Origin of the sequence: Caulobacter sp. (assembly GCF_965279145.1) — a bacterium.
Lineage (GTDB): Bacteria > Pseudomonadota > Alphaproteobacteria > Caulobacterales > Caulobacteraceae > Caulobacter.
Genome location: NZ_OZ257139.1, coordinates 824,885 through 845,478, shown reverse-complemented (window position 1 = coordinate 845,478; position 20,594 = coordinate 824,885). Strand labels below are relative to the sequence as shown.

Sequence of the window (20,594 nt, the reverse complement as noted above, 5' to 3'; positions counted from 1 at the left end):
CTCATCCGTCTGATCGCACATTATCGACGCCATGCGCATCCTCCCCTTCGAGCCCCGACATGCCGACGCCTGGCGCGACCTCAACACGGCCTGGATCTCCAAGCACTTCACGCTGGAGGCCAAGGACCGCGAGGCGCTGAACGACCCGGTCGGCAAGATCCTCGACAGGGGCGGCCACATCCTGATGGCCGAGGCGGAGGATGGTCAGGCCATCGGTTGCGTCGGGCTTCTGGCCCTGGCCGACGGCGGCTTCGAAGTGGCCAAGATGACGGTGTCGGAGGCCGCCCGCGGGACGGGGCTGGGCCGCCTGCTGATGCAGGCCTGCATCGACAAGGCCGCCGCCCTGGGCGCGCCGCGTCTGTATCTGGAGACCAATTCCAGCCTGGCGCCGGCGCTGGGCCTCTACCGGGCCATGGGCTTTGTCGACCTGCCAAAGCGCGAGACGCCCTATGCGCGGGCGGATGTGTTCATGGAGCGGTTGATCTAAGGGGGCGGCGAGACTCGCCCCCTCCGCGCTGACGCGCTCCTCCCCCGTAGGGGGAAGATGAAGGTCGGCGCGTCTCATCTTCCCCCTCCGGGGGAAGACGACCGCGAAGCGGTCCGTAGGGGGCAAGTCCGCCGTCCCAGGCAACCTTCACCACGACTCGCGCATTCCCGATGCTCAACAGGGCTTTTGGGAGACACACATGAGCGGCGTAGGCATCATCGGCGCGATCATCATCGGCATTCTGGCCGGCTGGATCGCCGAACAGATCATGAAGCGCAATCACGGCCTGCTGACGAATCTGGTCGTCGGCGTGATCGGTTCGTTCCTGGGCGCCTTCGTGGCCGGCGCCCTGGGGTTCAACTGGGGCGGTTTCATCGGCAGCCTGGTTGTCTCGACGATCGGCGCGATCCTGCTCCTGGCCCTGCTGGGCCTGTTCAAGAAGCGCTAGAGCTTCATCCTTCCATGGCAAAGGCCGCCGTTCGCGAGAACGGCGGCCTTTTTCATGACGAAACTGGAGACGCCTAGGACCGGACGAGCCGTCCCAGGCGTCGGCCGTCAGACTAGAACTTGTATTTCAGACCAAAGCCCACCGACCAAAGGCTGGCGTTCTGGTCGACCGTCGGGGTGGCCAGCGAGGTCGGGCTGGCGGTGGTGTAGCTGTAGCGATAGGCCGCGCAGGTGGCGTCGGCTGTGCCGGCCGCCGTCCCGTCCGCCTTGGCGCACTGGGCGTTGACCACCACGCCGCCCGAGCGGCTGTTGGTGTATTCCTTGACCACGCCCCACTTCTTGTTGAGCAGGTTGCCCAGGTTGGCGATGTCGACCGTGAACAGCAGGCTGTGGCCCTGGATCGGCACGGGGATCTCTTGCGAGTACTGGAAGTCGAAGCGATCGACGTCCGGGTTCTTGCCAAAGCCGCGCGGCACGATCTTGCCCATCGGCAGGTTGAACTGGTCGACCAGCGCCTGCAGCTTGGCCACCGAGGCGGCGCTGTCGAAATAGACCGTGGTCCCGTGGGAGTCGGTGAACTTCAGCGGGTTGGCCGCGTCAGGGCTCTTCAGGTTGGGGATATAGGCCAGGGCGTCGTCGCGCGACGTGCCGAAGGTCGGGTTACGACCGCCGGTCGGATCGCTCATCAGGAAGCTGATGGGACGGCCCGAGTGGCGCTCGCCAAACAGGGTGAAGCGCGACGTCCAGCCGGGGACCAGCTCGGCCTTGTAGCTCATGTTCAGCTTGAAGGCGTTGCGGATCATGTTGTTGGACTTGCCCTCGGCCGCGGCGTTGGGATTGAGGTCGAAGCCCTGGTCGGAATAGTAGGCGCCGCTGGTGCCGTTGCCGCCGGCGGTGGTGCCAAACTCCGAAATGCCGCCGTACTGATGGCCATACTGCCAGGTATAGGCGCCCCAGGTGTCGACGCCGAAGATGTTGCGGCGGGCCGACAGGGCCAGGGTGCGCGTCCAGGCCTTCGTTGAGGGGTTATAGGCCTGGATGTCGCCGAACAGGCCCAGATTGGCCAGGTCGGCATTGGTGGCGACCGGCAGGCCCAGGGCCAGGCGGTTGGCGTTGACCGCCGCCGCGTTGGTTCCGGCGATGACCAGGCCGTCATACCGCATGCGGCCATCGGGCGTGTATTGCTGCACGCCATTGAGGGTCAGCGGACGGGCGCGGGCGTCGCGGAAGGCGACATTGACGTTCGACCAGCTGGCCACGGCGTCGACGCCCCAGTCGATGCCCAGTTGGGTGGTCTTGAACGAGACGTTGGTCTTCCAGTCCGACGGCATCTCGAAATCGGGCGCCAGCGAGTTGGTGTAGGCGTTGCGACGGCTGACGCTGTCGGCGGTCAGCAGGGCGTTGGCGGTGGCGCCCGGGCCGGTGATGAAGCCGGCGTTGGCCTTGTTCAGGTTCAGCAGGGCCGCGCCCGTCGCCGGATCGACCACGGTGCTGGTGGCGCTGTCGAAGAAGCTGCCGTCGGCCTGACGACGGATCGTGAAGCTGTTGGTCAGGGCGCCGGTGGTGCCGCCGTAGCTGTTGCCCAGGAACACGTCGGGGGTGCCGCCCGAGACCAGGCCAAAGCCGCCCGACAGTTCGAACCAGTCGCCGTTATACTTGGCCGAGACGCGCGGCATGACGACGTTGATGCCGTCATAGGTGGTCTGGTTGGAATAGCCGTAGCGGTTGACATAGTTGGTGTTCAGGGTCGGCTTCTTGTCGGCCGCATAGTGATCCCAGCGCACGCCGAAGTTCAGCGTCAGGGCGTCGGTGACGTCCCAGGTGTCCTGGGCCAGCAGGGTGTGGACCTTGTAGTCCAGCACGGCGGCGGCGTCGGTGGCCGTGCCGGTCAGCGAGTTGCCGTAGGACAGCTGGTTGGCCTTGCCGGCCGCGAAGTCGGCGACGGAGTCGAAATAATAGACCCCGCGCGCGGCCTGCAGGAACAGGTTGTAGATCTCCATGCCGCGGTACTGGTAGCCAACCTTGAGCTGGTGGTTCTCAAAGGCCGTGTAGTTGGCGATGAACGACCCTGAGGTGTCCTTGGTCTTCAGGACGTTGGCCTGACGGAACTGGTCGGGGCCGATGCCGATCGAGGGCACGCCCGACGAGCAGGCATTGGTCGAGCCCAGCGAGGTGACGTCCGTGCAGATCGAGACGTTCGCGAAGCCCTGGCCTTCCGGCGGCAGCTGGCCGCGCTGATAGCCGCGGAACGAGACGCGGGCCTCGGTCGACAGATCAGGCGTCCACTTGGAGTTCAGCTGCAGGGCGTAGTTGTCTTCGTTCTCGGGCTGGACGTACCAGTTGGTGTCCGGGCTGATCGAGGTGGTGCCGGGGCTGCGCTTCCACACCGAGCTGTAGGCGTGGCGGTAGGTGGCCGTCAGGCGCTGGTTGTCGGTGATGTTGTAGTCGATCTTGATCGACGACTTCTCATCCAGAACCGGCTTGGTCAGGGCGACCGTACCCGTCGCCAGCAGGGAGGAGGCCGAATAGCTCTTCCAGTTGCTCAACACCGTGTCGATGTCGGCCTGGCTGGCGCCGGCGCCGGTCGAAACGCCCGGGATCTTGTTGAAGGTGTTGGCGAAGCCGGCGCCCAGGGGGCCCGTGCCGGTGGTGTCGAAGGTCGAGAACTTCTCGTACGAGGCCGCGAAGAACAGGGTGTCGGGAATGATCGGGCCCGAGAGGAACAGGCCGTAATTGCTCTCGTGGATCTTGTTCTTGATCTTCTTGTAGCCGGTCAGCGGGGCCTGGGTGACGTCGTTGTTGACGAAGCCGACATTGGGCACCTCGTTGCCGACCATGCGGGTGGTGCGATAGTTGTCGAACACCGAGCCATGGAAGCTGTTACCGCCCGAACGCATGATCAGGTTCAGGGCGCCGCCGGTGAAGTCGCCGTCCTCGACGTCGAACGGCACGGCCGTCACCGACACCTGCTCCAGGGCTTCGAACGAGATCGGGCCGCGGTTGGTCGACAGGCCGCCGGTGTTGAGGCCGTAGCTGTCTTGCGAGCGCACGCCATCGATGGTGATGCGGTTGGCGCGCGGCGCCGAACCGGCGATGTAAAGACCGCCCGACGGGCCGGTGCTGCGGTTGACGAAGTCCAGCGTGGCCAGCGGATCGCGGCGGCCGATGTCGCGGATGTCGCGCTTGACCGACACGACGGCGTCGATCTCTTCGCGCTGCAGGGTGGTGCGCGAGCCGACATTGGCCAGCTGGGTGGTGCTGGCGGCCTTGGCGGCGGTGACGGTCACTTCCGACACCTGGCCCTCGGGCACCAGGGCCAGCTTCACGCGCTGGGCGTCGCCGACATTGAGGAACAGGCCGTCCAGCGTCTGGCTGTTATAGCCCTGACGGGTGGCGGTGACCTTGTAGGGACCGCCGACCCGCAGGCCGCGCACGTCGAAGGCGCCCGTTTCGGTGGTCTGGGTGATCTGGCTGGTGCCGCTGGGCACGTGGGTGATGGTGACGGTGGCGTCCGCGATCGGCGCGCCGTTCTCATCGACGGTGACGCCGCGGACGGCGGCGGTCGTCTGTTGGGCGATCGCGGCCGGCGCCGACATGGCCAGGGCGAGTGCGCCCAGGGCCGCGCTCGCGGCCAGTTTTCTGGTGAATGTCATTATAAGCCCCCTCAGGCATGAACGCCCGTTGGAAAGGGGCGCAGTAGGCGCCCTACTGCAGCTCGCTGACATGTTGTTGCGAGTTTTGTGACAGTTTCAAACAATAGAAAACTTACCGCTTTTCGCCGCGTCTTCGGGCGCTGTCTGCTCAGAAAAAAAGCCGCCGTCCCTTGCGGGGCGGCGGCTTTTTCAGAGCGAGGGGGAAAGCCCCTAAGGCTCTATTCTTCCTTGACGCGACGCTTGCGGAACGACGGGTTCAGCGTCTGCTTGCGCAGGCGGATGTTCTTGGGCGTCACTTCCACCAGTTCGTCTTCCTCGATGTAGGCGATGGCCTGTTCGAGGGTCATGCGGCGCGGCGGGGTCAGGCGAACGGCTTCATCCTTGCCCGAGGCGCGGATGTTGTTCAGCTGCTTGGCCTTCATCGGGTTGACGTCGAGGTCGTCCTGACGGGCGTTCTCGCCGATGATCATGCCCTGATAGGTCTTTTCGCCGGCGCCGACGAACATCGTGCCGCGATCTTCCAGGTTCCACAGCGCGAAGGCGGCGGTTTCGCCGTCGGAGTTCGAGACCAGCACGCCCTTGCGCTGGCTGTCGATGGCGCCCTTGTACGGCTCGTAGTGGCTGAACACGCGGTTCAGCACGCCCGAACCGCGCGTGTCGGTCAGGAACTCGCCCTGATAACCGATCAGCGAACGCGACGGCGCCACCAGTTGCAGGCGGGTCTTGCCGGCGCCCGACGGGCCCATGTCCTTCAGCTCGGCCTTACGCATCGACAGCTTTTCGATGACGATGCCCGAGAACTCGTCGTCGACGTCGATCATGACGTCTTCGATGGGCTCGAGGCGCTTGCCGGTTTCCGGATCGGTCTGGAACACTACGCGCGGACGGCTGATCGACACTTCGAAGCCTTCGCGGCGCATGCCTTCGATCAGCACGCCCAGTTGCAGTTCGCCGCGACCGGCGACTTCATAGGCGTCGCCCTCGGCGGTTTCGGTGACCTTGATGGCCACGTTCGACTCGGCTTCGCGCAGCAGACGGTCACGAATGACGCGGCTCTGGACCTTGTCGCCTTCCTTGCCGGCCAGCGGGCTGTCGTTGACCGAGACGGTCATCGAGATGGTCGGCGGATCGATCGGCTGGGCGGGCAGGGCCTCGGTGACTTCCATGGCGCACAGGGTGTCGGCCACGGTCGCCTTGGACAGGCCCGCGATGGCGACGATGTCGCCGGCTTCGGCTTCATCGACCGGCTGGCGCTTCAGGCCGCGGAAGGCCAGCACCTTGGTGATGCGGCCGCGCTCGATTTCCTTGCCGTCCAGAGACAGGGCGTGGATCGACATGCCGGGGACGGCCTTGCCCGAGGTGATGCGGCCGGTCAGCAGGCGACCCAGGAAGGGGTCGTTTTCGATCAGGACCGACAGGATCTGGAACGGCTTGTCGACGTTGGCGACGACCTTGGGTTCCGGCACGTGGCGGACGATCAGGTCGAACAGCGGAGCCAGGGTGTCGTTGGGCTTGTTCATGTCCAGCGTCGCCCAGCCGTTCTTGCCCGACGCATAGATGTGCGGGAAGTCCAGCTGCTCGTCCGTGGCGCCCATGGCGGCGAACAGGTCGAACACGTCGTTGAGGATCCGGTCCGGATCGGCGTGCGGACGGTCCACCTTGTTAAGGCAGAGGATCGGACGCAGGCCCATCTTCAGGGCCTTGCCCAGGACGAACTTGGTCTGGGGCATGACGCCTTCTTCGGCGTCGACCAGGATGACGCAGCCGTCAACCATGCCCAGGATGCGTTCGACTTCGCCGCCGAAGTCGGCGTGGCCGGGGGTGTCGATGATGTTGATGCGGGTTTCGCCCGCTTCACCGTTCCACAGGACGCTGGTGCACTTGGCCAGGATGGTGATCCCGCGCTCGCGCTCCTGGTCATTGGAGTCCATGGCGCGCTCGGTCGTGGCTTCGTTCGCGCGGAAGACGCCGGACTGGGCCAGGAGCTGATCGACGAGGGTGGTCTTGCCATGATCGACGTGCGCGATGATGGCGATGTTTCGCATGGACATGGAGAAGGCGGACTTTCGGGGAAGAAACGGAATGTGACGCTGCGCGCGTCAGGCGCGCGGCTTTTACGCGACTGCGCTGCGTTTATCCAGCCCATCCCTTGAGAAAGGGGATTCCATGGAAACCGGTGTCAATGTGAACGCCTTGATTTAACGGGGTTTGCGCGCTGTTGGCGGCCGAGGTTGTTTCGCTCGCAACTAATTGTGCACTGCAACATGCCTAAAAAATGAACATTCTCGCAGATCGGCGTTCTTCAATCCCTGCGCTGCAAAGGGTTTCTCGAAACCCTTCCAGAAAAATCGACATCGCTGTCGACTTTTCCGCTTGCCCGATTTCGCACCGCACCCTATAAATGAGGTGTGAGGCGGCCTCGCCGCCTCTGCCCTTCCTGGGCGTTTCCTCCCTAATGAACTGCCCGGCTTTCGAGCCGGGCTTTTTTTTGGCCTGGACCCGGGAAATGTCCGCGACGATCCGTCTCGGGGGTAAAAACGGCTTATCGGAGGCTGGAAACGTCCAGATCGGCCAAGGCCTGGGTCAGGCGCGCGGCGTCCGCGGTCAGGCGCGCCAGGCCCTCGGTCGGCTCGCGCGTCGCTTCATTCATGTAGAGCGCGCGATTGATCTCGATCTGCAGGGCGTGGGTGCGCCGCGCCGGCCGGCCATAGTGCTCGGTGGTGTAGCCGCCGGCATAGGGCGCGTTACGGGCCACCCGATACCCCATCGATTCCAGCTCGCGCTCGACCAGGGCGGTCAGCCTGGGCGAGCAGGCCGCGCCGAACCGGTCGCCCAGCACGATGTCGCACGGGCCGCCGCCTCTGGCCCGCTGGCCGCGCGCCGCCGCCGCCGGCATCGAGTGCCAGTCCACCAGGATCGCGACCCCGTGCGTCGACCGCGCCGCCGCCAGCAGGCGGTCCAGGGCGTCGTGATAGGGGCGGTGGGCCAGGTCGATCCGGGCCTTGGCCTCGGCGAAGGTCAGCTTGCGGGCATAGATCGGCCGGCCTTCGGCCACTACCCGGGCGATGGCCCCCAGTCCGGCGGCCACCCGCGCCGAGCGGCCCTGGGCGAAGTCGGGCAGTTCGTCCGAGAACATCGCCGGGTCCAGTTCCCAGGGATCGCGGTTCAGATCGATATAGGCCCGCGCCAGCCGCGCGCGGATCACCGCCGCGCCCAGGGCCGGCGCGCCCTCGATGATGCGGTCGACATGGGCGTCTTCCGAGCCCCGGATGGCGTCAGCCGTCAGGCGCGCGGCCGCCATCATGTCTTCGGGATAGATGTCGCCGGAATGGGGAGAGGCGAAAACCAGCGCCGTGGGCGGCGGCGCGCCTTCGGGCGCGGCGCGCAGAACGTCATGAGCGGGCAGGGCGACGGGGGCGGCGGCCGGGGACGGGGCCGTCGCCGACGGCTCCGTCGTGGCGATCGGCTCCCAAGCGGTCATGGCTCCTATATAGGCGAGCGCCGCCGCTTGCGGTCAAACACCTTTGGACAACTGGCGCGTTCCTGTGGGCGAGGCGCGGGGTTCATCCCCGATTTACAGTCGACGCGTTACAGTAGGCGTTCAAATCCGATCAATCCGGAACCAAGACCCACATGGCCCGCATCCTTCTCGCCGAAGACGACGATTCGCTCAGGGGTTTCCTGGCCCGCGCGCTGGAGCGCGCCGGCTTCGAGGTCCAGGCCTGCGCCGATGGCGAGGAGGCCGTCCAGCACCTCGATCACCCGTGGGACCTGCTGCTGACCGACATCGTCATGCCGGGCATGGACGGCATCGAGGTGGCCCGTCAGGCCGCCGCACGTGATCCGTCCCTGCGCATCATGTTCATCACCGGTTTCGCCGCCGTGGCCCTGTCGGCCCAGGACCGCGCGCCCGCCGGGGCCAAGGTGCTGTCCAAGCCCGTCCACCTGCGCGACCTTGTCGCCGAGGTGGAAAAGATGATGGCCGCCTAACTTTCTCGCCCCGTCACATAATTTAAAACTGGCGGGTTGCGCGATGCGAAAGCCGCCGCTATACCCCGTCACCTTCCCGCCCGGGACGCTTTTAAAGTGCTTCTGGGTCGCTTTGGCGGATGCGTAGCTCAGCGGGAGAGCACCTCGTTGACATCGAGGGGGTCACAGGTTCAATCCCTGTCGCGTCCACCATACTCCTCCTTTCTTTTCAATGACTTAGCGTCATTCGGTGGCGGTGGTTCTTCAGGCCGGTTTCGGCCCGACACCAAATCGACACCACAGGGCGCAATTTCAAGCCCGACGGTGTTCGATATTTCGATCATGCCCCACAGGCCCCCGCCACCCCCTCGAAAAGAAAAAGGGCTACCTCTGGCCGTTCTGATGCCCCCGGGGGGAGGGGTTGCCCCGGCGCGGGTCCCATCTGGCGACTCGTTACGTCTCTAGGCAGCCGAGAGCGCCGACAAATTTCGGAACGTCGAGGCGCGCCGCGCGACTGCGCTTATCCACCGAACCGAGATACACCGGGTACGCCCGAAAAAATGATCTGCGCGGAGGTCCAGTCGCCCAAGAAGAATTCTCCTCCCAAGCTGCGTAGGTTTTTGGCGGCTCGGTCCTTAAAGGCCTGTTCGGCATCCTCTGCCGGCCTTCGCGCCTCATAGGGTTCCGACAGGAGCTGCATGGACCATTTTCCTACGCACGCGGGTGGAAAGCCGGCGTTGAGCTCCAAAGAGCGTCTGCCAGGGTCGTTCGAGACGCCAATTTTCATAAGAACAGACTTATCGCCGAAGGGATGGTCCCGACCTAGGAGCGCAAAACCGTCGCCATCAAAGCGCGCCAGATAGAGCCGGGTCGGGCCATCTTCGTAGTAGGCGGTTCTGGATCCAAAGCCGCCAGGAAAAGCGCGCGAAGGCTGGAAAGCTTGACCGAGGGGTGCTTTCTCAAATCCAGGCCCAGGGAGCGCCGGTTCCCCGAAAACGTTCACCTCCGTCACTTTGATCTTCAATGCCCGTTCGACCTCCTGTGAGAGCAAAGGCGGGCTCCACACGGCGATCGATTGCCCGGCCTCCGGCCGATAGGTCTCAGGGGCGATCCGTTCCAAAAGCATCTGCTCATCGACCCTCCATGCGCGCACCACTGGCAAAGCATAGGTCCATTTGTCTTTCCAGCCTTGGGTGCGCTTACGTTCCATGCCAACTGGCGAGGCCTTATCGACATCTCTAATTGGGCGAGCCTCGACCTGGAGGAAGCCCAGAATACGGTTGCGCTCAGCCTTGTTGGTTTCGGCACTCACCGCGCCATAAATCATGAAAAGGTCGCCGTCTTCGATCAGGCCGAGCATTCTGTCGCGCGTGCGGGCCTCGCTCCAGCCGATGTAGCCGTCGTTCTCTGGGCTAAATCCATAGAATGAGCGAAGCCAGACGCGGCGCGGGCGTGTTGGAAGTTCACTCACTAAGCGGCCTCCCTGTCACCGACTTCTATTGGTGCTAACGCTTCGTGCAGTATGGCCTCCAACAACCGTTGTTGGGTGCTACCTACAATCGTCAGGCTCGCCTCCAAGCGATCGCACAGGCCCATCAACTCATCGACCTTGGCGACAATGCGATGCTGTTCGGCGAGCGGCGGGAGTGGGATCTTAAATGTTCGAATAAGTCCCAAGTTAAGATTTCCTTGGGATGCGCCTTTGCCATAGGTGCGGCTCGTTGAACTTTCTCGACCTTCAGGACTGTTCAGCCAAAGTACGAGATAGTCCGAGCTGACGAGCCGGACGGGCACCTTGATAAGGCACAGGCTGACATAGAAGGCGAATTCAAAGTCAGAATTGAGTACGGCAGCCTCGCCAATACCCGCGCCCACCCGTGTCATCAAAATATCGCCACGCTCGGGTCGGCGGTTTGCGCGGTAGCCGTCAAAATCAGCCTCTGAAACAAACCGATGTCTATCTGGAATGAACCGAAAAGGCTTTACGTTCTGCGCCGATAGAAAGGGTTTCCCTGTCTCGGTGTATTGTGGCGTTAGGTGTGTCCCATCTGTAATCTGATAAGCGATATCCTGCAGGTATACATGGCGCCATGTCAGCGGTATTTCGCTATACACTTCGAAATTATTGGCAGGTGGTGCAGGTCTTTGGGGGCGGATACCTTTTTCCGCGATCAGTTTCTTATTCTCTGCGACAATCCGCTCTAATAAATTAGACGCCAATTCGTCGCGAGGGTCCTGCGGTACTATTTTGCCGCACAAGGCGAGGCGGAGGATGGTTTGCCGCAAGCGATTGATCTGGTCGGGACGCGTGAAAAGCGCGTCGAGCGCGTCGAACGCGAAGTCTACATCGGCCTGGAACGTTTCTGGATCGGGCGTATTGAGGCGAGCGAGGCTCGCCGCCGTCAACTGGTCGCGCGTCGCCTCCCGCGTCTTCCGCGCCGTCTCCAGCCGGTCGCACAGGCCCATCAACTCATCGACCTTAGCCACAATGCGGTGCTGTTCGGCGAGCGGCGGCAGCGGGAAGGGCGCAACGATTGCGTCGGGCGTACGAAGGCGTGGCATCTTGGTGCCGCGTCCCAATCGCTCGACATACGCCACGAAATCGGGGCGACGAAATGCGAGCGCGCAATATTCAGGACAAAGCGGCAGGAAGGCGCGGATTGCGACGATCTCGGTGGTCGAGTAACCGGGCTCATCAGCAACCACCACCTTATTCAGATAGGGGCGCAGTTTGCCGTAAAGAATGTCACCAAGTTCAAACTCGGATTTCGTGCTTTGCGAGTCTCGATCGCTGACGCGCAGCCGGGCGACGATCCTCGACGTGTCCTTTTCGATATCCTCAAGCTCCAGAAGCCATCGCGATTGATCCAACTCCTTCGGATCGCGCTTTGTCCCGGCATCGTAGTCGAAGATGTCGCCGATACGCACCCAAGCCCAAGTTTTTGGTAATGCGTAAAGTGCTTCACCATCTTGGATCGGCTTTAGTGTTGGCGGCTTCTTGATCTCACCTGCCTTCACCAAGCGCGCCTTCTCTTTCGCTACCCGCTTCAGCAGTTCAGAGGCTGGTTCGTCGTTGTGGTCTTGCGGCACCAGCTTGCCGCGCGCGGCCAGTTCGAGAATGAAGCGGCGCAGGCGGGTGATCGCATCCGGCGCGTCGGCGATCCGCTCGTAGTGCTCCAGGAGACGCTCGGCGTTCATCGTGCCAGCGCCTCGGCCAAGATCGTCTTCAACTGGTCGCGGAGGTCAGCGACGTCACGCTCTGCGGCGTCTAACTGAGCGAGCAGGGTGTCTGGGTCACCGTGGTCATCCGCCACTGCATGCGGGTTCTTGAAGTCAAGATTGTAACCGCGCGCCTTCACCTCATCGATGGTGACGCGCCAGGTTTGCGGGCCTTCCTCGCGCCCTTTCCGCTCCTTCCCACCCCACCAGTCGATACAGGGCTGCAAGTGCTCCAGGCGGATCGGTTTGGTCATCGAATAGGCCTTCTGGCCCTCCGGCACGCGATGCTCGAAGAACCATGTCTCCTTGGTCGGCGCGCCCTTCTCGAAGAACAGCAGATTAGTCCCAATGGAGGCGTAGGGCTTGAAGACCGAGTTGGGCAGCCGAACGATGGTGTGGAGGTTACACTCCTCCATCAGATGTTCTTTCAACCGCGTCTTGATGCCCTCGCCGAACAGCGAGCCGTCAGGCAGCACCACGGCTGCGCGGCCATCCTGCCTCAACAGCCGCACGATCAGCGCCAGAAATAGATCCGCCGTTTCTCTGGTACGGAAGGTTGGGAAGTTGCTCTCGATGCCATCCTCTTCCTGACCACCAAAAGGAGGATTGGTGAGCACGATATCGACGCGTTCATCCTTGCTCCATGAGATCAGCGGGCGAGCCAGAGTGTTGTCATGGCGCACGAAGCTGGGGTCTTCGATGCTGTGCAGCAACATGTTGGTGGTGGCCAGCATGTGCGGCAGGGGCTTCTTTTCTACCGCTCTTAGACCGGCTTGCAGGGCCTGCTCGTCTTCTGGCCGCTTCACATAGCGTTCGCGCATGTGCCGGATCGAGCAAGTCAAAAAGCCGCCTGTGCCACAGGCGGGGTCGAACAGGATCTCACCGGGGTGCGGGTCGATACGGTCGACCATGAAGGCCGTGACGGCGCGGGGCGTATAATACTCGCCTGCGTTGCCGGCACTCTGCAGGTCGTTGAGAAGCTGCTCGTAGACGTCGCCGAAATGCTGACGCTCGGCGAGGTCGTTGAAATCGACCTCGTTGATCTTGTTGACGATCTGGCGCAGCAACTGGCCCGACTTCATGTAGTTGTAGGCGTCCTCGAAGACGCCGCGCACCACGCGGGCGCGGTCACCCGGCTTGCCGCTCAATGGCAGGGTCTTAAGCTTGGGGAATAGTGTGTCGTTGATGAAGTCGATCAGCGCCTCGCCGGTCATGCCCTCCGGATCAGCTGCCCAGGCCGACCAGCGCAAATGGTCCGGGATCGGCGAGCGATAGTCGCTGCGGAGCATTTGAAGCTCCTGGTCCTGGTCATCGATGATCTTGAGAAAGAACAGCCAGCAAAGCTGACCCACACGCTGGGCGTCTCCGTCAACGCCGACATCCTTGCGCATGATTTTCTGGATGGATTTTACGAGGGTGCGGACAGACACGATTACAGGCCTCGAAGCTTTGCGTAGATCGCCATCTCGACATCGCAGGGACGCCAGACTCGATTTGATGGGGCGGGATTAGGCTGGTCCGGGACGTTCATCAATTCGCCAATTCGGACGCATTCCATCAGGAAGGCGTTGTAGCCAGGTAGGTCTCGCGCAAAGCCCAGACCCTCGCTGATGACGCTATCCAAAACGACGGCTTTATCGGGGCGAAGGAACCGAAGCGCCTTCGAAGCAAATGAAGGACCCAGGCCCTTCAGTTTGGCGATGCGGAATACCGCCTCGCCCACCAAGCCCGCGTCAACCAACGACAACGCCTCCCGGATGCGCAGCAAAATAGTCTCCGGGCTATTTCTGGCGCGGACACGGCCCGCTATCCCGGCATACTTTCCCCACTCGCAAACCGCTCTGATGAGGTCCATCGCCTGCTGAGCGGTTAGGCCGTCTTCCAACGCTTCGCGCGCTTGGCTTTCGACCGCCTTGGTCTTGGTGAACTCGGCTTCGTGCGCTTCCAAAAGCAGCCGCATCTCTTCCGGCGTTGCTGAAAAGCGGATGATCTGAACAGCAGGCATGGCTACGCGCCGCCGCTATAGATCGCGGCCTGGAGGTCGTGAACGGCGCTCTCGAAATTCGCACGAGACCCAAACTGCCGAACCAACTGCATGGGCGTTCCCATCTGATCGAAAGGCGCGATCCGCAGAACCTGCGGATCGTCCAGGTTCAGCAAACCCTCATCCTCATACTTCGCCAGCAGGGCCTCCAGCACCGCGCGGGCCTGGTCGCCATAGCGGGTGAAGACGTCGCGCTTGCGAACGTTGGTGGCGCGCTCCTGGCGGGTCAGCGGCGGCTGATCGAAGGCGACGTGGCAGATCAGGTCGAAGGGGTCGAGACCTTTGCCCACTTCATCGCTGAGCACCTCTAGCGATAAACCCTCCTCGGCCAGTTCGTCGATGATGGCTTGCTTGCGATCGGTCTCGTTCCAGCGCCGCAGGAAAGCCTCCAGCGACACGTAGTGCTTGCGCAGGGTGTTGCGGGTGAAGTCGCGCAGGCTTTCGGTGACCAGCTTGCCGTTGGCGTCGAGGTATTCGATGCGCTCGGAGATCACCGCGACGGGGACTCCATCGACATAGACCTTGCGTCGCGGCTCGCTGAAGCTGTCGGTGATCGTGATATCGGGACGATCGACCACGATCTCGTCAGGGCCAGGAACGGGCGGGATGTCGTCTTCCTCATCCGAGGATACGTCGTCAGGCGGGGTGATCGGGTCGAACTCGCCCGGCTCGTAAATCTGCACCGGTTCGCCATCGAACTCAGGATCGGCGAAGTGGTTGGTGGCGCCCCGGAAGTCCATGAGGGTGAAGTAGAACTTGCGGGTGTCCTCGTGGACCCGCGTGCCCCTGCCCACGATCTGTTTGAACTCCGTCATGGAGCCAACAGGGCGGTCGAGAACGATCAGCCGGCAGGTCTGGGCGTCAACGCCCGTGGAGAGCAGGCGCGAGGTGGTGACGAGGACGGGATAGCGCGACTCGGGATCGATGAAGTTGCCAAGCTGGGCCTGGCCTTCCTGATCGCTGCCGGTGATGCGCATGACGTATTTGGCGTTCTGATCAACGAGGTCCTTGTTCTCGTTGATCAGGGCCTGGCGCATTCTGGCGGCGTGTTCCTCATCGACGCAGAAGACAATCGTCTTCTGGAAGCGGTCGCCGCTCTCCTTGAGGAATTCTGTAACCCGCGCGGCGACCAGCTTGGTGCGCTGATCCAGCACCAAGGTGCGGTCGAAGTCCTTGGGGTTGTAGATGCGGTCTTCGACTTCCTCGCCGTCGCGGTCGAGCGTGCCCTTCTCTGGCCGGTAACCCTCCACGTCGCGATCAATGTGGATCTTGATGACCTTATAGGGGGCCAGGAAGCCGTCTCGGATGCCCTGCTTGAGGGAGTAGGAATAGACCGGCTCGCCGAAGTAGTCGCTGTTGGACGCGTACTCCGTCTCTTTGGGCGTGGCCGTCAGACCGATCTGCGTGGCCGACGAGAAGTGGTTGAGGATCTCGCGCCAGGCAGAGTCCTCTGCCGCACTGCCTCGATGGCATTCGTCGATGACGATCAGGTCGAAGAAGTCGGAGGAAAACTCCTTGTAGAGCTTCTGGGCTTCCTCCGGTCCGGTTATCGCTTGATAGAGGCCCAAATAGATCTCGTAAGACGTGTCGATGCGCCGCTTGGGGCCGATGGCGGTAGCGAGATCGACCGTGCTGCCGTCGCTGCGCTCGATGGTCTTCGACTTGGCTGACAGCTTGGCCATGGTCGATCCGAAAGGCCTGAAGTCGTTGACCATCGTCTGGTCGATCAGGACGTTCCGATCCGCCAGAAACAGGATGCGCTTCTTCTGCTTGGCCTTCCACAGCCGCCAGATGATCTGGAAGGCCGTGTAGGTCTTGCCCGTGCCTGTCGCCATGACCAGAAGGACGCGGTCTCGCCCACGGGCAATGGCCTCGATCGCGGCGTTGACCGCGTTGACCTGGTAGTAGCGGGGAGCCTTGCCGCTGCCGTCGTCAAAGTAGTCCTGCAGCACCACCCGCTCGGCTTCGTCCGAGAAGCCCTTCCAGGCGGCGTAGCGCGCCCAGAGATCGGCAGGAGAGGGGAAGGCCTTCAGCGAGAGGTTGCTTTCCTTCTCGCCGCTGGCTCCCGTGCGGTCGTGGAACACAAAGCCGCTGCCGTTCGACGAGAAGACGTAGGGAATGTCGAGCGTCTCGGCATAGTCCAGCGCCTGCTGAATGCCATCCCCGACGCTATGTGAGCCGTCCTTGGCCTCTATGAGGGCCAGGGGGATGTTGGGCTTGTAGTAAAGGACATAGTCAGCGCGCTTGCCCTTGCCACGCGTGACCAGCTTGCCGCGCACGATGATGCGGCCTTTAGTGAAGCTGACTTCTTGCCGGATCTGCGTGACGATATCCCACCCCGCCTCGGCCAAGGCCGGCGTGATGAACTTGGTGCAGATGTCGGCTTCGCTAAGGCTCGATCTGCTCATGGCGCGGTTGAGAACCACGCGGCTCGCTCAAGAGCGCCTTTTGGCTTGCCCAATAGTAGCCCCTCTACCTTCGGCGCTACCTGAGCAAGAAACGGCGAGGATCACAAGACAGGGAGGCGGATGGGCGTGGCGGACCGATGTAGACAATTGGAAATTGTGTTCGGGGCTTGAACGGCAAAAAGGAGAGCAGTCCAATCGCATGCGTAGGAAGCAGCGAGATCGATGATGCCGATAAGCCAGACACTACTCAGGAACTGCTCCTGGGGCGCGAGGTGCGAAAAAAGTTGGGAGGACTTGGACGGGACAAGTTTCGATCAGATCAGGCACTGCAATGCCTGCAACAGCCATGTCCACTTCTGCGACGACGATGCGCAGCTGGCCTATGCGGTGAAGCAAGGTTGGTGCGTTTCGCTTACTGCCGATAGCGCGGAAACATTGAGCCGCGATGGCTTTCTGATGACGGTGGGGATTGTGGAAGAAATTCTTCCAGCCACCTTCGAGACGCTCGCGGCGGGCAATCCAGCGTTTTCTGCGCCGCCTAATGGCTACAGGTTGAGAAGCTGGGCCGACCAAAGTCCGCTCCACCTCCTCGGCTATCGCGTCGGCCGCAAGGGTTTGAGCCTTCCCAAGCGGCGTCTCCTGCTAGCGACCTTTTTCGATATCGAGCTACCGGCTGAATACCCGGAAGAGCATGCATGCCGCTGGGGCAAACCAGGCACGGCGGAACGTCGGCAGGCGATGGCGCTACATCTGCGCTGGTTGGCCCGCCAAGCTGGTCAGCGAGACAATTTTGAGTCGATGACAGCGGCGATGTCGGATTGGGAGCAAGACGCGGCTTTCGTGGAGGGGACCCTTTAAGAAGCTCCTGGCCGCGTTGTTTGCTGGTACCGCCAGCCACTCTGTGGACGGACAGGGCACTCCCTAAAGGGGTATGTCCATCCACATCTGCGTGGTGTTTCGAGGTGTCGACGAACACTTCATCGTTCGGTACTCACAGCGATTTGCGACCTTTGGAAAAGCAACGACGTCAACGGAGAGTTCCGGCGCTTGTTGATGCTGGAGAGGTCGGTTCAACCGCAAGGCTGGACAAAAATCGGCCCAGACATCTGGACGGACCGGACACGGACACACCCCTAGGGGGTGTGTCCGTGTCCTGTCCGAAACCGTCCGATGTCAGTCTGGACCGGATGTAGGGATCCAGATGCGTTCGTCATCTCTTTCGATGCGACTGGTCTCAACCAGGCTGGCCAACCCGCGATCCAACGTCTTCCGACAGCTGTCCAGCCAAGTCTGATACGCCTTGGCGTCACCTGGAGGCGGTCGCAGGGAGGACCTAAAGCCGCTAGCGACCAACCGCTCCCTCAGCGCCTTGAGTGAAATCGCAGTCACCGCCGATCCGACGCTGCTGTCCGGGCCCTTCGGCATATATCGGTCGCTGGCTCCCGCAGCTATCATCGCCTCGATCTGACCCAGGATTTCGCTAGCTGAGGAATGGGGCGACTTACCCTTGGCCTGCCGTGTTGGGAGGGTCGAAGGTTTGATAACACAAGAGGTTATGAGGCGACCGTAGCTGTCTCGCCCCACTTCGACCGGATGCAATTCATAGGCGGCCTTGCAGCCGTCAACGCCGTCGGACTGCTTCGTCACCGTTAACGTCCGGACGGGACTGGTTCCTGCCCTGTCCAGCTTGATGACCGTTTCAGCAGCGTCTTCCCACTCGCCCGCGCCCTTGGCTGTCGCGTCTTGGTGGACGCCAGCCTTTGCCTTGGCGACATGCGCGAGCATGATGACTGAGACGCCAGCGCCATCGGCGATGCGTGCAATCGCATCTGTACCTCGCGATGCAATGCTTTGTTCTGAGACGCTTGCCCCGGCCACAGCGCGTGCCAGCGTATCAATGAAGACCGCCTCCAGAGGGAGGCCCCGATCCTCCATCTGCGGCCGCACTTCTTCGTTCAGGTAGGCAATTGTTTTGGCAACGGAGGCGTCATCGAGCAGAACAGGGACCCCAGCTGTAAACCAGACAAAGGGCGGTGCACCGGAAACGCCTCTGTCCATAGACCAAGCGATGGGGCGCTTGCCGAAGCCAGTTTGCTTCTCGCCAACGAAGAAGGCCGAGCCAAACGGCTTTGGAACTGAAAAGCCCAGAAAGGGTAGGCCGAGCGCTCCAGAGCTTGCCATGTCCAACGCCACGAACGTCTTGCCTGTCCCCCGATTGCCGTATGCTAGTGCATAGCCCTGCTTGGGGATCAGGCCGTCAATCAGCCACTCATTAGCCGTTGGTGGGGTCATTTCCGCCCAGCCGCCGCGAAAAGGCATCGCTCGCTCGCGTTGGGCTTTGTAGCGTTTGCGCAGGTTTTCTTCGGTGTCGCCTTCAAAAAAGGCATCTTGCCAAAGCTTGGATAGCCAGTTTTCGTAAGTTGGGAACAGCATTAGAGGCGCTCCCCAGTGCTATATTGCGTCGTGCTTTTGTAAATGCTCTGCGATAGCCAGGCATCCAAATCGGATGTTCTGTAAAAAATACGACGGCCCAGCTTGATGAAGGCTGGCCCATTGCCGCTGACCCGCCATTTGTTGAGCGAAGACTCGGACAGCCGCAGCCGATAGGCTGCTTCCTCGACGGTTAGAAGCCCGCCGTCTTGTTTGTGTGTTTCGTGGGGTGACATCTACCCGCGCTCTCTCTGTGTGAGGTCAGGAAGTGCCCTGACAGCGGGTATCCAGATATTCCCCTTCATAGACCCGGTCGTCCCGGTGTTCCTGGAAGTGTCCAGGGGGTGAAGAGCTTGCTAAGTCATTGGCGCTGATCATTCACGACGCTGTAGGTGATATTGATAGGCGTTTGCATGAGTGTATTTCCAAACTTTATCCACCGCGAAGTGAGGGGGCAGGCATCGCCCAACCCCCTCGCCCGACTCACGCAGCGTTCGCGGTCCGCGTCTGCCCAAACACCAGGTCCGCCACCTCGCTCGCCGCCGCCTGGAGCGGATTATCGGCCAGGTGTGCGTACCGTTCGGTGGTGCGGGTGCCAGCGTGTCCCAGAGCCTTTGCGATCAGGGGCAAGCTGTGGCCCGAAGCCAGGAGAGCGCTCGCATAACTGTGCCGCAGGTCATGCACCCGGACGTCTGACAAACCCGCGCGGTCGCAGGCCTTCTTGAACGGGCGTCGAAGGGCAACCGCATGACCAGCAGCGCCAGACGCCGGAAACACAAGATCGCCGTCAGACGCGCCGTGGCGTCGGGCAAGGATCCTGCTGGCCTCATCAGATAGCGGGATCCTGCGCTCGCCTGTCTTGCCTCCCGCTTTGGTCCGTTCGGGCGGCAGGGTGAGCACCCGGCGTCCTAGATCGACTTCCGACCACTTGAGGCCAAGGATCTCGGTCTTGCGCGCGCCTGTGAGCAGTAGCAGCCGGATGGCGTCCGCGAAGGTCGGGTTGATCCCCATCGTTGCCTCCAGATCTCCCACCGCAGTCCAAAGGGCCTTCAGCTCTGAGGGCGACAGGAAGCGCTCTTTCACGGGCGCTGCGGCCAGACGCACACTGGCAAACGGGTTGGTGGTCACCAGGTCGTGTTCGATGCCCCAGGCATACATCGCCGCCGCTGTGATCCGCGTCCTTCTGGCCACTCCAGGCCCGCCAGTGACTCGGGCAACGCCGCGCTTCTTGGTCTTCACGGTCTTGGCGGTACGGCCTTGGGTGATGTCGCGGATCGCCTTGGCGGCGTCGCTCTTGGTGACGTCGCTGGCCAGACGGCTGCCGAGCAGCGGCTTGATGTGCCTATTGAGGTTGCTCGCGTCATCTACCCAGGTTCTGGCGCGCTTCGCGGGCTTTGTGGCCGGGCCGTCTGACAGGTAGATGTCGATGAGCGCGGACAGCGTGCTGGCGTTGCGTTCAGCACGTTTTTCAGCGGCGGGGTCGAGCCCGGCCGTCACTCTGGCGATGATCTGGACGGCCTCTTCGCGGGCCTGGTCCGGCGTCCATGGTGAGCCATGTCGCCCAATTGTGAGGGTGCGCTGAACCGTCCCGCGCCGGTATCGCAGCGCATAGACTTTGCGCCCCGTTGGGTGGACGCGGATGTGGAAGCCTTTGACCTCGGTATCCCAGAGGCGGGTCTCGCCCATGGTCGGGATTTGAAGCGCGTCAACGGCGCGCTTAGTGATTTTCGCGGTGAGATTGGTCACTCGCAGTCTCCAATGCAGCGAGCCGCCCGACACCAAATAGACACCAGCGTCGTGGCAACTCAGGTCATGTGGGGGTAAACCGGAGAAAAGGACGGGTCGTCCTAGTCCGTTGTTTTTCAACTGCTTAGGTAATCTGGGGCATCGGCGGACAAGCCGGGGAAAGACGCTGGCGCCTCGTTGACATCGAGGGG

The 20,594-nt window shown here is 62.4% G+C and carries 15 protein-coding genes and 1 tRNA gene; 5 read left to right on the top strand and 11 right to left on the bottom strand.

Going from position 1 to position 20,594, the window contains the following annotated elements; translation table 11 throughout:
* The first annotated feature begins 31 nt into the window (after positions 1 to 31).
* Positions 32 to 487, top strand: coding sequence for a GNAT family N-acetyltransferase (locus ACQY9P_RS03900; protein ID WP_421736573.1), 456 nt, complete (start codon positions 32 to 34; stop codon positions 485 to 487).
* A gap of 199 nt (positions 488 to 686) precedes the next feature.
* Positions 687 to 935, top strand: a complete 249-nt coding sequence (locus tag ACQY9P_RS03895; protein WP_421736574.1) for a GlsB/YeaQ/YmgE family stress response membrane protein — start codon at positions 687 to 689, stop codon at positions 933 to 935.
* Positions 936 to 1,047: 112 nt separating this feature from the next.
* Here ACQY9P_RS03895 and ACQY9P_RS03890 read toward each other — a convergent pair whose 3' ends face one another.
* From ACQY9P_RS03890 to ACQY9P_RS03880, 3 genes are all read right to left on the bottom strand, one after another.
* Entirely contained in the window at positions 1,048 to 4,587 is a 3,540-nt protein-coding gene (locus tag ACQY9P_RS03890) for a TonB-dependent receptor (protein WP_421736575.1), read from the bottom strand.
* Between the two features lie 218 nt (positions 4,588 to 4,805).
* Positions 4,806 to 6,638, bottom strand: coding sequence for a translational GTPase TypA (gene typA, locus ACQY9P_RS03885; protein ID WP_421736576.1), 1,833 nt, complete (start codon positions 6,636 to 6,638; stop codon positions 4,806 to 4,808).
* A 491-nt stretch (positions 6,639 to 7,129) separates the two neighbouring features.
* On the bottom strand, positions 7,130 to 8,068 hold the full coding sequence (locus ACQY9P_RS03880) for an N-formylglutamate amidohydrolase (RefSeq protein WP_421736577.1): 939 nt from the start codon (positions 8,066 to 8,068) through the stop codon (positions 7,130 to 7,132).
* A 152-nt stretch (positions 8,069 to 8,220) separates the two neighbouring features.
* On the opposite strand from ACQY9P_RS03880, the gene cpdR reads away from it, so the two are divergent.
* Entirely contained in the window at positions 8,221 to 8,577 is a 357-nt protein-coding gene (cpdR, locus tag ACQY9P_RS03875) for a cell cycle two-component system response regulator CpdR (protein WP_010918630.1), read from the top strand.
* Positions 8,578 to 8,694: 117 nt separating this feature from the next.
* Positions 8,695 to 8,769 (top strand) — tRNA-Val (locus ACQY9P_RS03870).
* 307 nt (positions 8,770 to 9,076) lie between these two features.
* On the opposite strand, the gene ACQY9P_RS03865 is transcribed toward ACQY9P_RS03870, so the two are convergent.
* The 5 genes from ACQY9P_RS03865 to hsdR form a co-directional block, all read right to left on the bottom strand.
* On the bottom strand, positions 9,077 to 9,916 hold the full coding sequence (locus ACQY9P_RS03865; protein ID WP_421736578.1) for a hypothetical protein: 840 nt from the start codon (positions 9,914 to 9,916) through the stop codon (positions 9,077 to 9,079).
* A gap of 110 nt (positions 9,917 to 10,026) precedes the next feature.
* Positions 10,027 to 11,754, bottom strand: a complete 1,728-nt coding sequence (locus ACQY9P_RS03860; protein WP_421736579.1) for a restriction endonuclease subunit S — start codon at positions 11,752 to 11,754, stop codon at positions 10,027 to 10,029.
* Positions 11,751 to 13,205 carry an N-6 DNA methylase gene (locus ACQY9P_RS03855; protein ID WP_421736580.1) on the bottom strand — a complete coding sequence of 485 codons (1,455 nt, stop codon included), beginning with the start codon at positions 13,203 to 13,205 and terminating at the stop codon, positions 11,751 to 11,753. The genes ACQY9P_RS03860 and ACQY9P_RS03855 overlap by 4 nt, the downstream gene beginning before the upstream one ends.
* A 2-nt stretch (positions 13,206 to 13,207) precedes the next feature.
* Positions 13,208 to 13,780: a hypothetical protein gene (locus ACQY9P_RS03850; protein WP_421736581.1), complete on the bottom strand. Its 573-nt coding sequence runs from the start codon at positions 13,778 to 13,780 to the stop codon at positions 13,208 to 13,210.
* Between the two features lie 2 nt (positions 13,781 to 13,782).
* The gene (gene hsdR, locus ACQY9P_RS03845) at positions 13,783 to 16,227 is read right to left on the bottom strand and encodes an EcoAI/FtnUII family type I restriction enzme subunit R (protein WP_421736582.1); all 2,445 of its coding nucleotides are present in this window, start codon (positions 16,225 to 16,227) and stop codon (positions 13,783 to 13,785) included.
* A 294-nt stretch (positions 16,228 to 16,521) separates the two neighbouring features.
* On the opposite strand from hsdR, the gene ACQY9P_RS03840 reads away from it, so the two are divergent.
* The gene (locus tag ACQY9P_RS03840) at positions 16,522 to 17,085 is read left to right on the top strand and encodes a hypothetical protein (protein ID WP_421736583.1); all 564 of its coding nucleotides are present in this window, start codon (positions 16,522 to 16,524) and stop codon (positions 17,083 to 17,085) included.
* A gap of 315 nt (positions 17,086 to 17,400) precedes the next feature.
* Here ACQY9P_RS03840 and ACQY9P_RS03835 read toward each other — a convergent pair whose 3' ends face one another.
* From ACQY9P_RS03835 to ACQY9P_RS03825, 3 genes are all read right to left on the bottom strand, one after another.
* Positions 17,401 to 18,660 (bottom strand): AAA family ATPase, encoded by a 1,260-nt coding sequence (locus ACQY9P_RS03835; protein ID WP_421736584.1) that lies wholly within the window; start codon positions 18,658 to 18,660, stop codon positions 17,401 to 17,403.
* Positions 18,660 to 18,893, bottom strand: a complete 234-nt coding sequence (locus ACQY9P_RS03830) for a helix-turn-helix transcriptional regulator (RefSeq protein ID WP_421736585.1) — start codon at positions 18,891 to 18,893, stop codon at positions 18,660 to 18,662. The genes ACQY9P_RS03835 and ACQY9P_RS03830 overlap by 1 nt, the downstream gene beginning before the upstream one ends.
* Before the next feature lie 247 nt (positions 18,894 to 19,140).
* Positions 19,141 to 20,403 carry a tyrosine-type recombinase/integrase gene (locus tag ACQY9P_RS03825; RefSeq protein WP_421736586.1) on the bottom strand — a complete coding sequence of 421 codons (1,263 nt, stop codon included), beginning with the start codon at positions 20,401 to 20,403 and terminating at the stop codon, positions 19,141 to 19,143.
* Positions 20,404 to 20,594: the final 191 nt, after the last annotated feature.

What these genes read in the sequence shown, in the direction of transcription:
- ACQY9P_RS03830 (WP_421736585.1), bottom strand. Translation starts at nt 18,893, where the DNA reads ATGTCACCCCACGAAACACACAAACAAGACGGCGGGCTTCTAACCGTC.
- ACQY9P_RS03895 (WP_421736574.1), top strand. Translation starts at nt 687, where the DNA reads ATGAGCGGCGTAGGCATCATCGGCGCGATCATCATCGGCATTCTGGCC.
- ACQY9P_RS03880 (WP_421736577.1), bottom strand. Translation starts at nt 8,068, where the DNA reads ATGACCGCTTGGGAGCCGATCGCCACGACGGAGCCGTCGGCGACGGCC.
- ACQY9P_RS03890 (WP_421736575.1), bottom strand. Translation starts at nt 4,587, where the DNA reads ATGACATTCACCAGAAAACTGGCCGCGAGCGCGGCCCTGGGCGCACTC.
- ACQY9P_RS03865 (WP_421736578.1), bottom strand. Translation starts at nt 9,916, where the DNA reads ATGCTCGGCCTGATCGAAGACGGCGACCTTTTCATGATTTATGGCGCG.
- ACQY9P_RS03835 (WP_421736584.1), bottom strand. Translation starts at nt 18,660, where the DNA reads ATGCTGTTCCCAACTTACGAAAACTGGCTATCCAAGCTTTGGCAAGAT.
- cpdR (WP_010918630.1), top strand. Translation starts at nt 8,221, where the DNA reads ATGGCCCGCATCCTTCTCGCCGAAGACGACGATTCGCTCAGGGGTTTC.
- ACQY9P_RS03860 (WP_421736579.1), bottom strand. Translation starts at nt 11,754, where the DNA reads ATGAACGCCGAGCGTCTCCTGGAGCACTACGAGCGGATCGCCGACGCG.
- ACQY9P_RS03850 (WP_421736581.1), bottom strand. Translation starts at nt 13,780, where the DNA reads ATGCCTGCTGTTCAGATCATCCGCTTTTCAGCAACGCCGGAAGAGATG.
- hsdR (WP_421736582.1), bottom strand. Translation starts at nt 16,227, where the DNA reads ATGAGCAGATCGAGCCTTAGCGAAGCCGACATCTGCACCAAGTTCATC.
- typA (WP_421736576.1), bottom strand. Translation starts at nt 6,638, where the DNA reads ATGTCCATGCGAAACATCGCCATCATCGCGCACGTCGATCATGGCAAG.
- ACQY9P_RS03900 (WP_421736573.1), top strand. Translation starts at nt 32, where the DNA reads ATGCGCATCCTCCCCTTCGAGCCCCGACATGCCGACGCCTGGCGCGAC.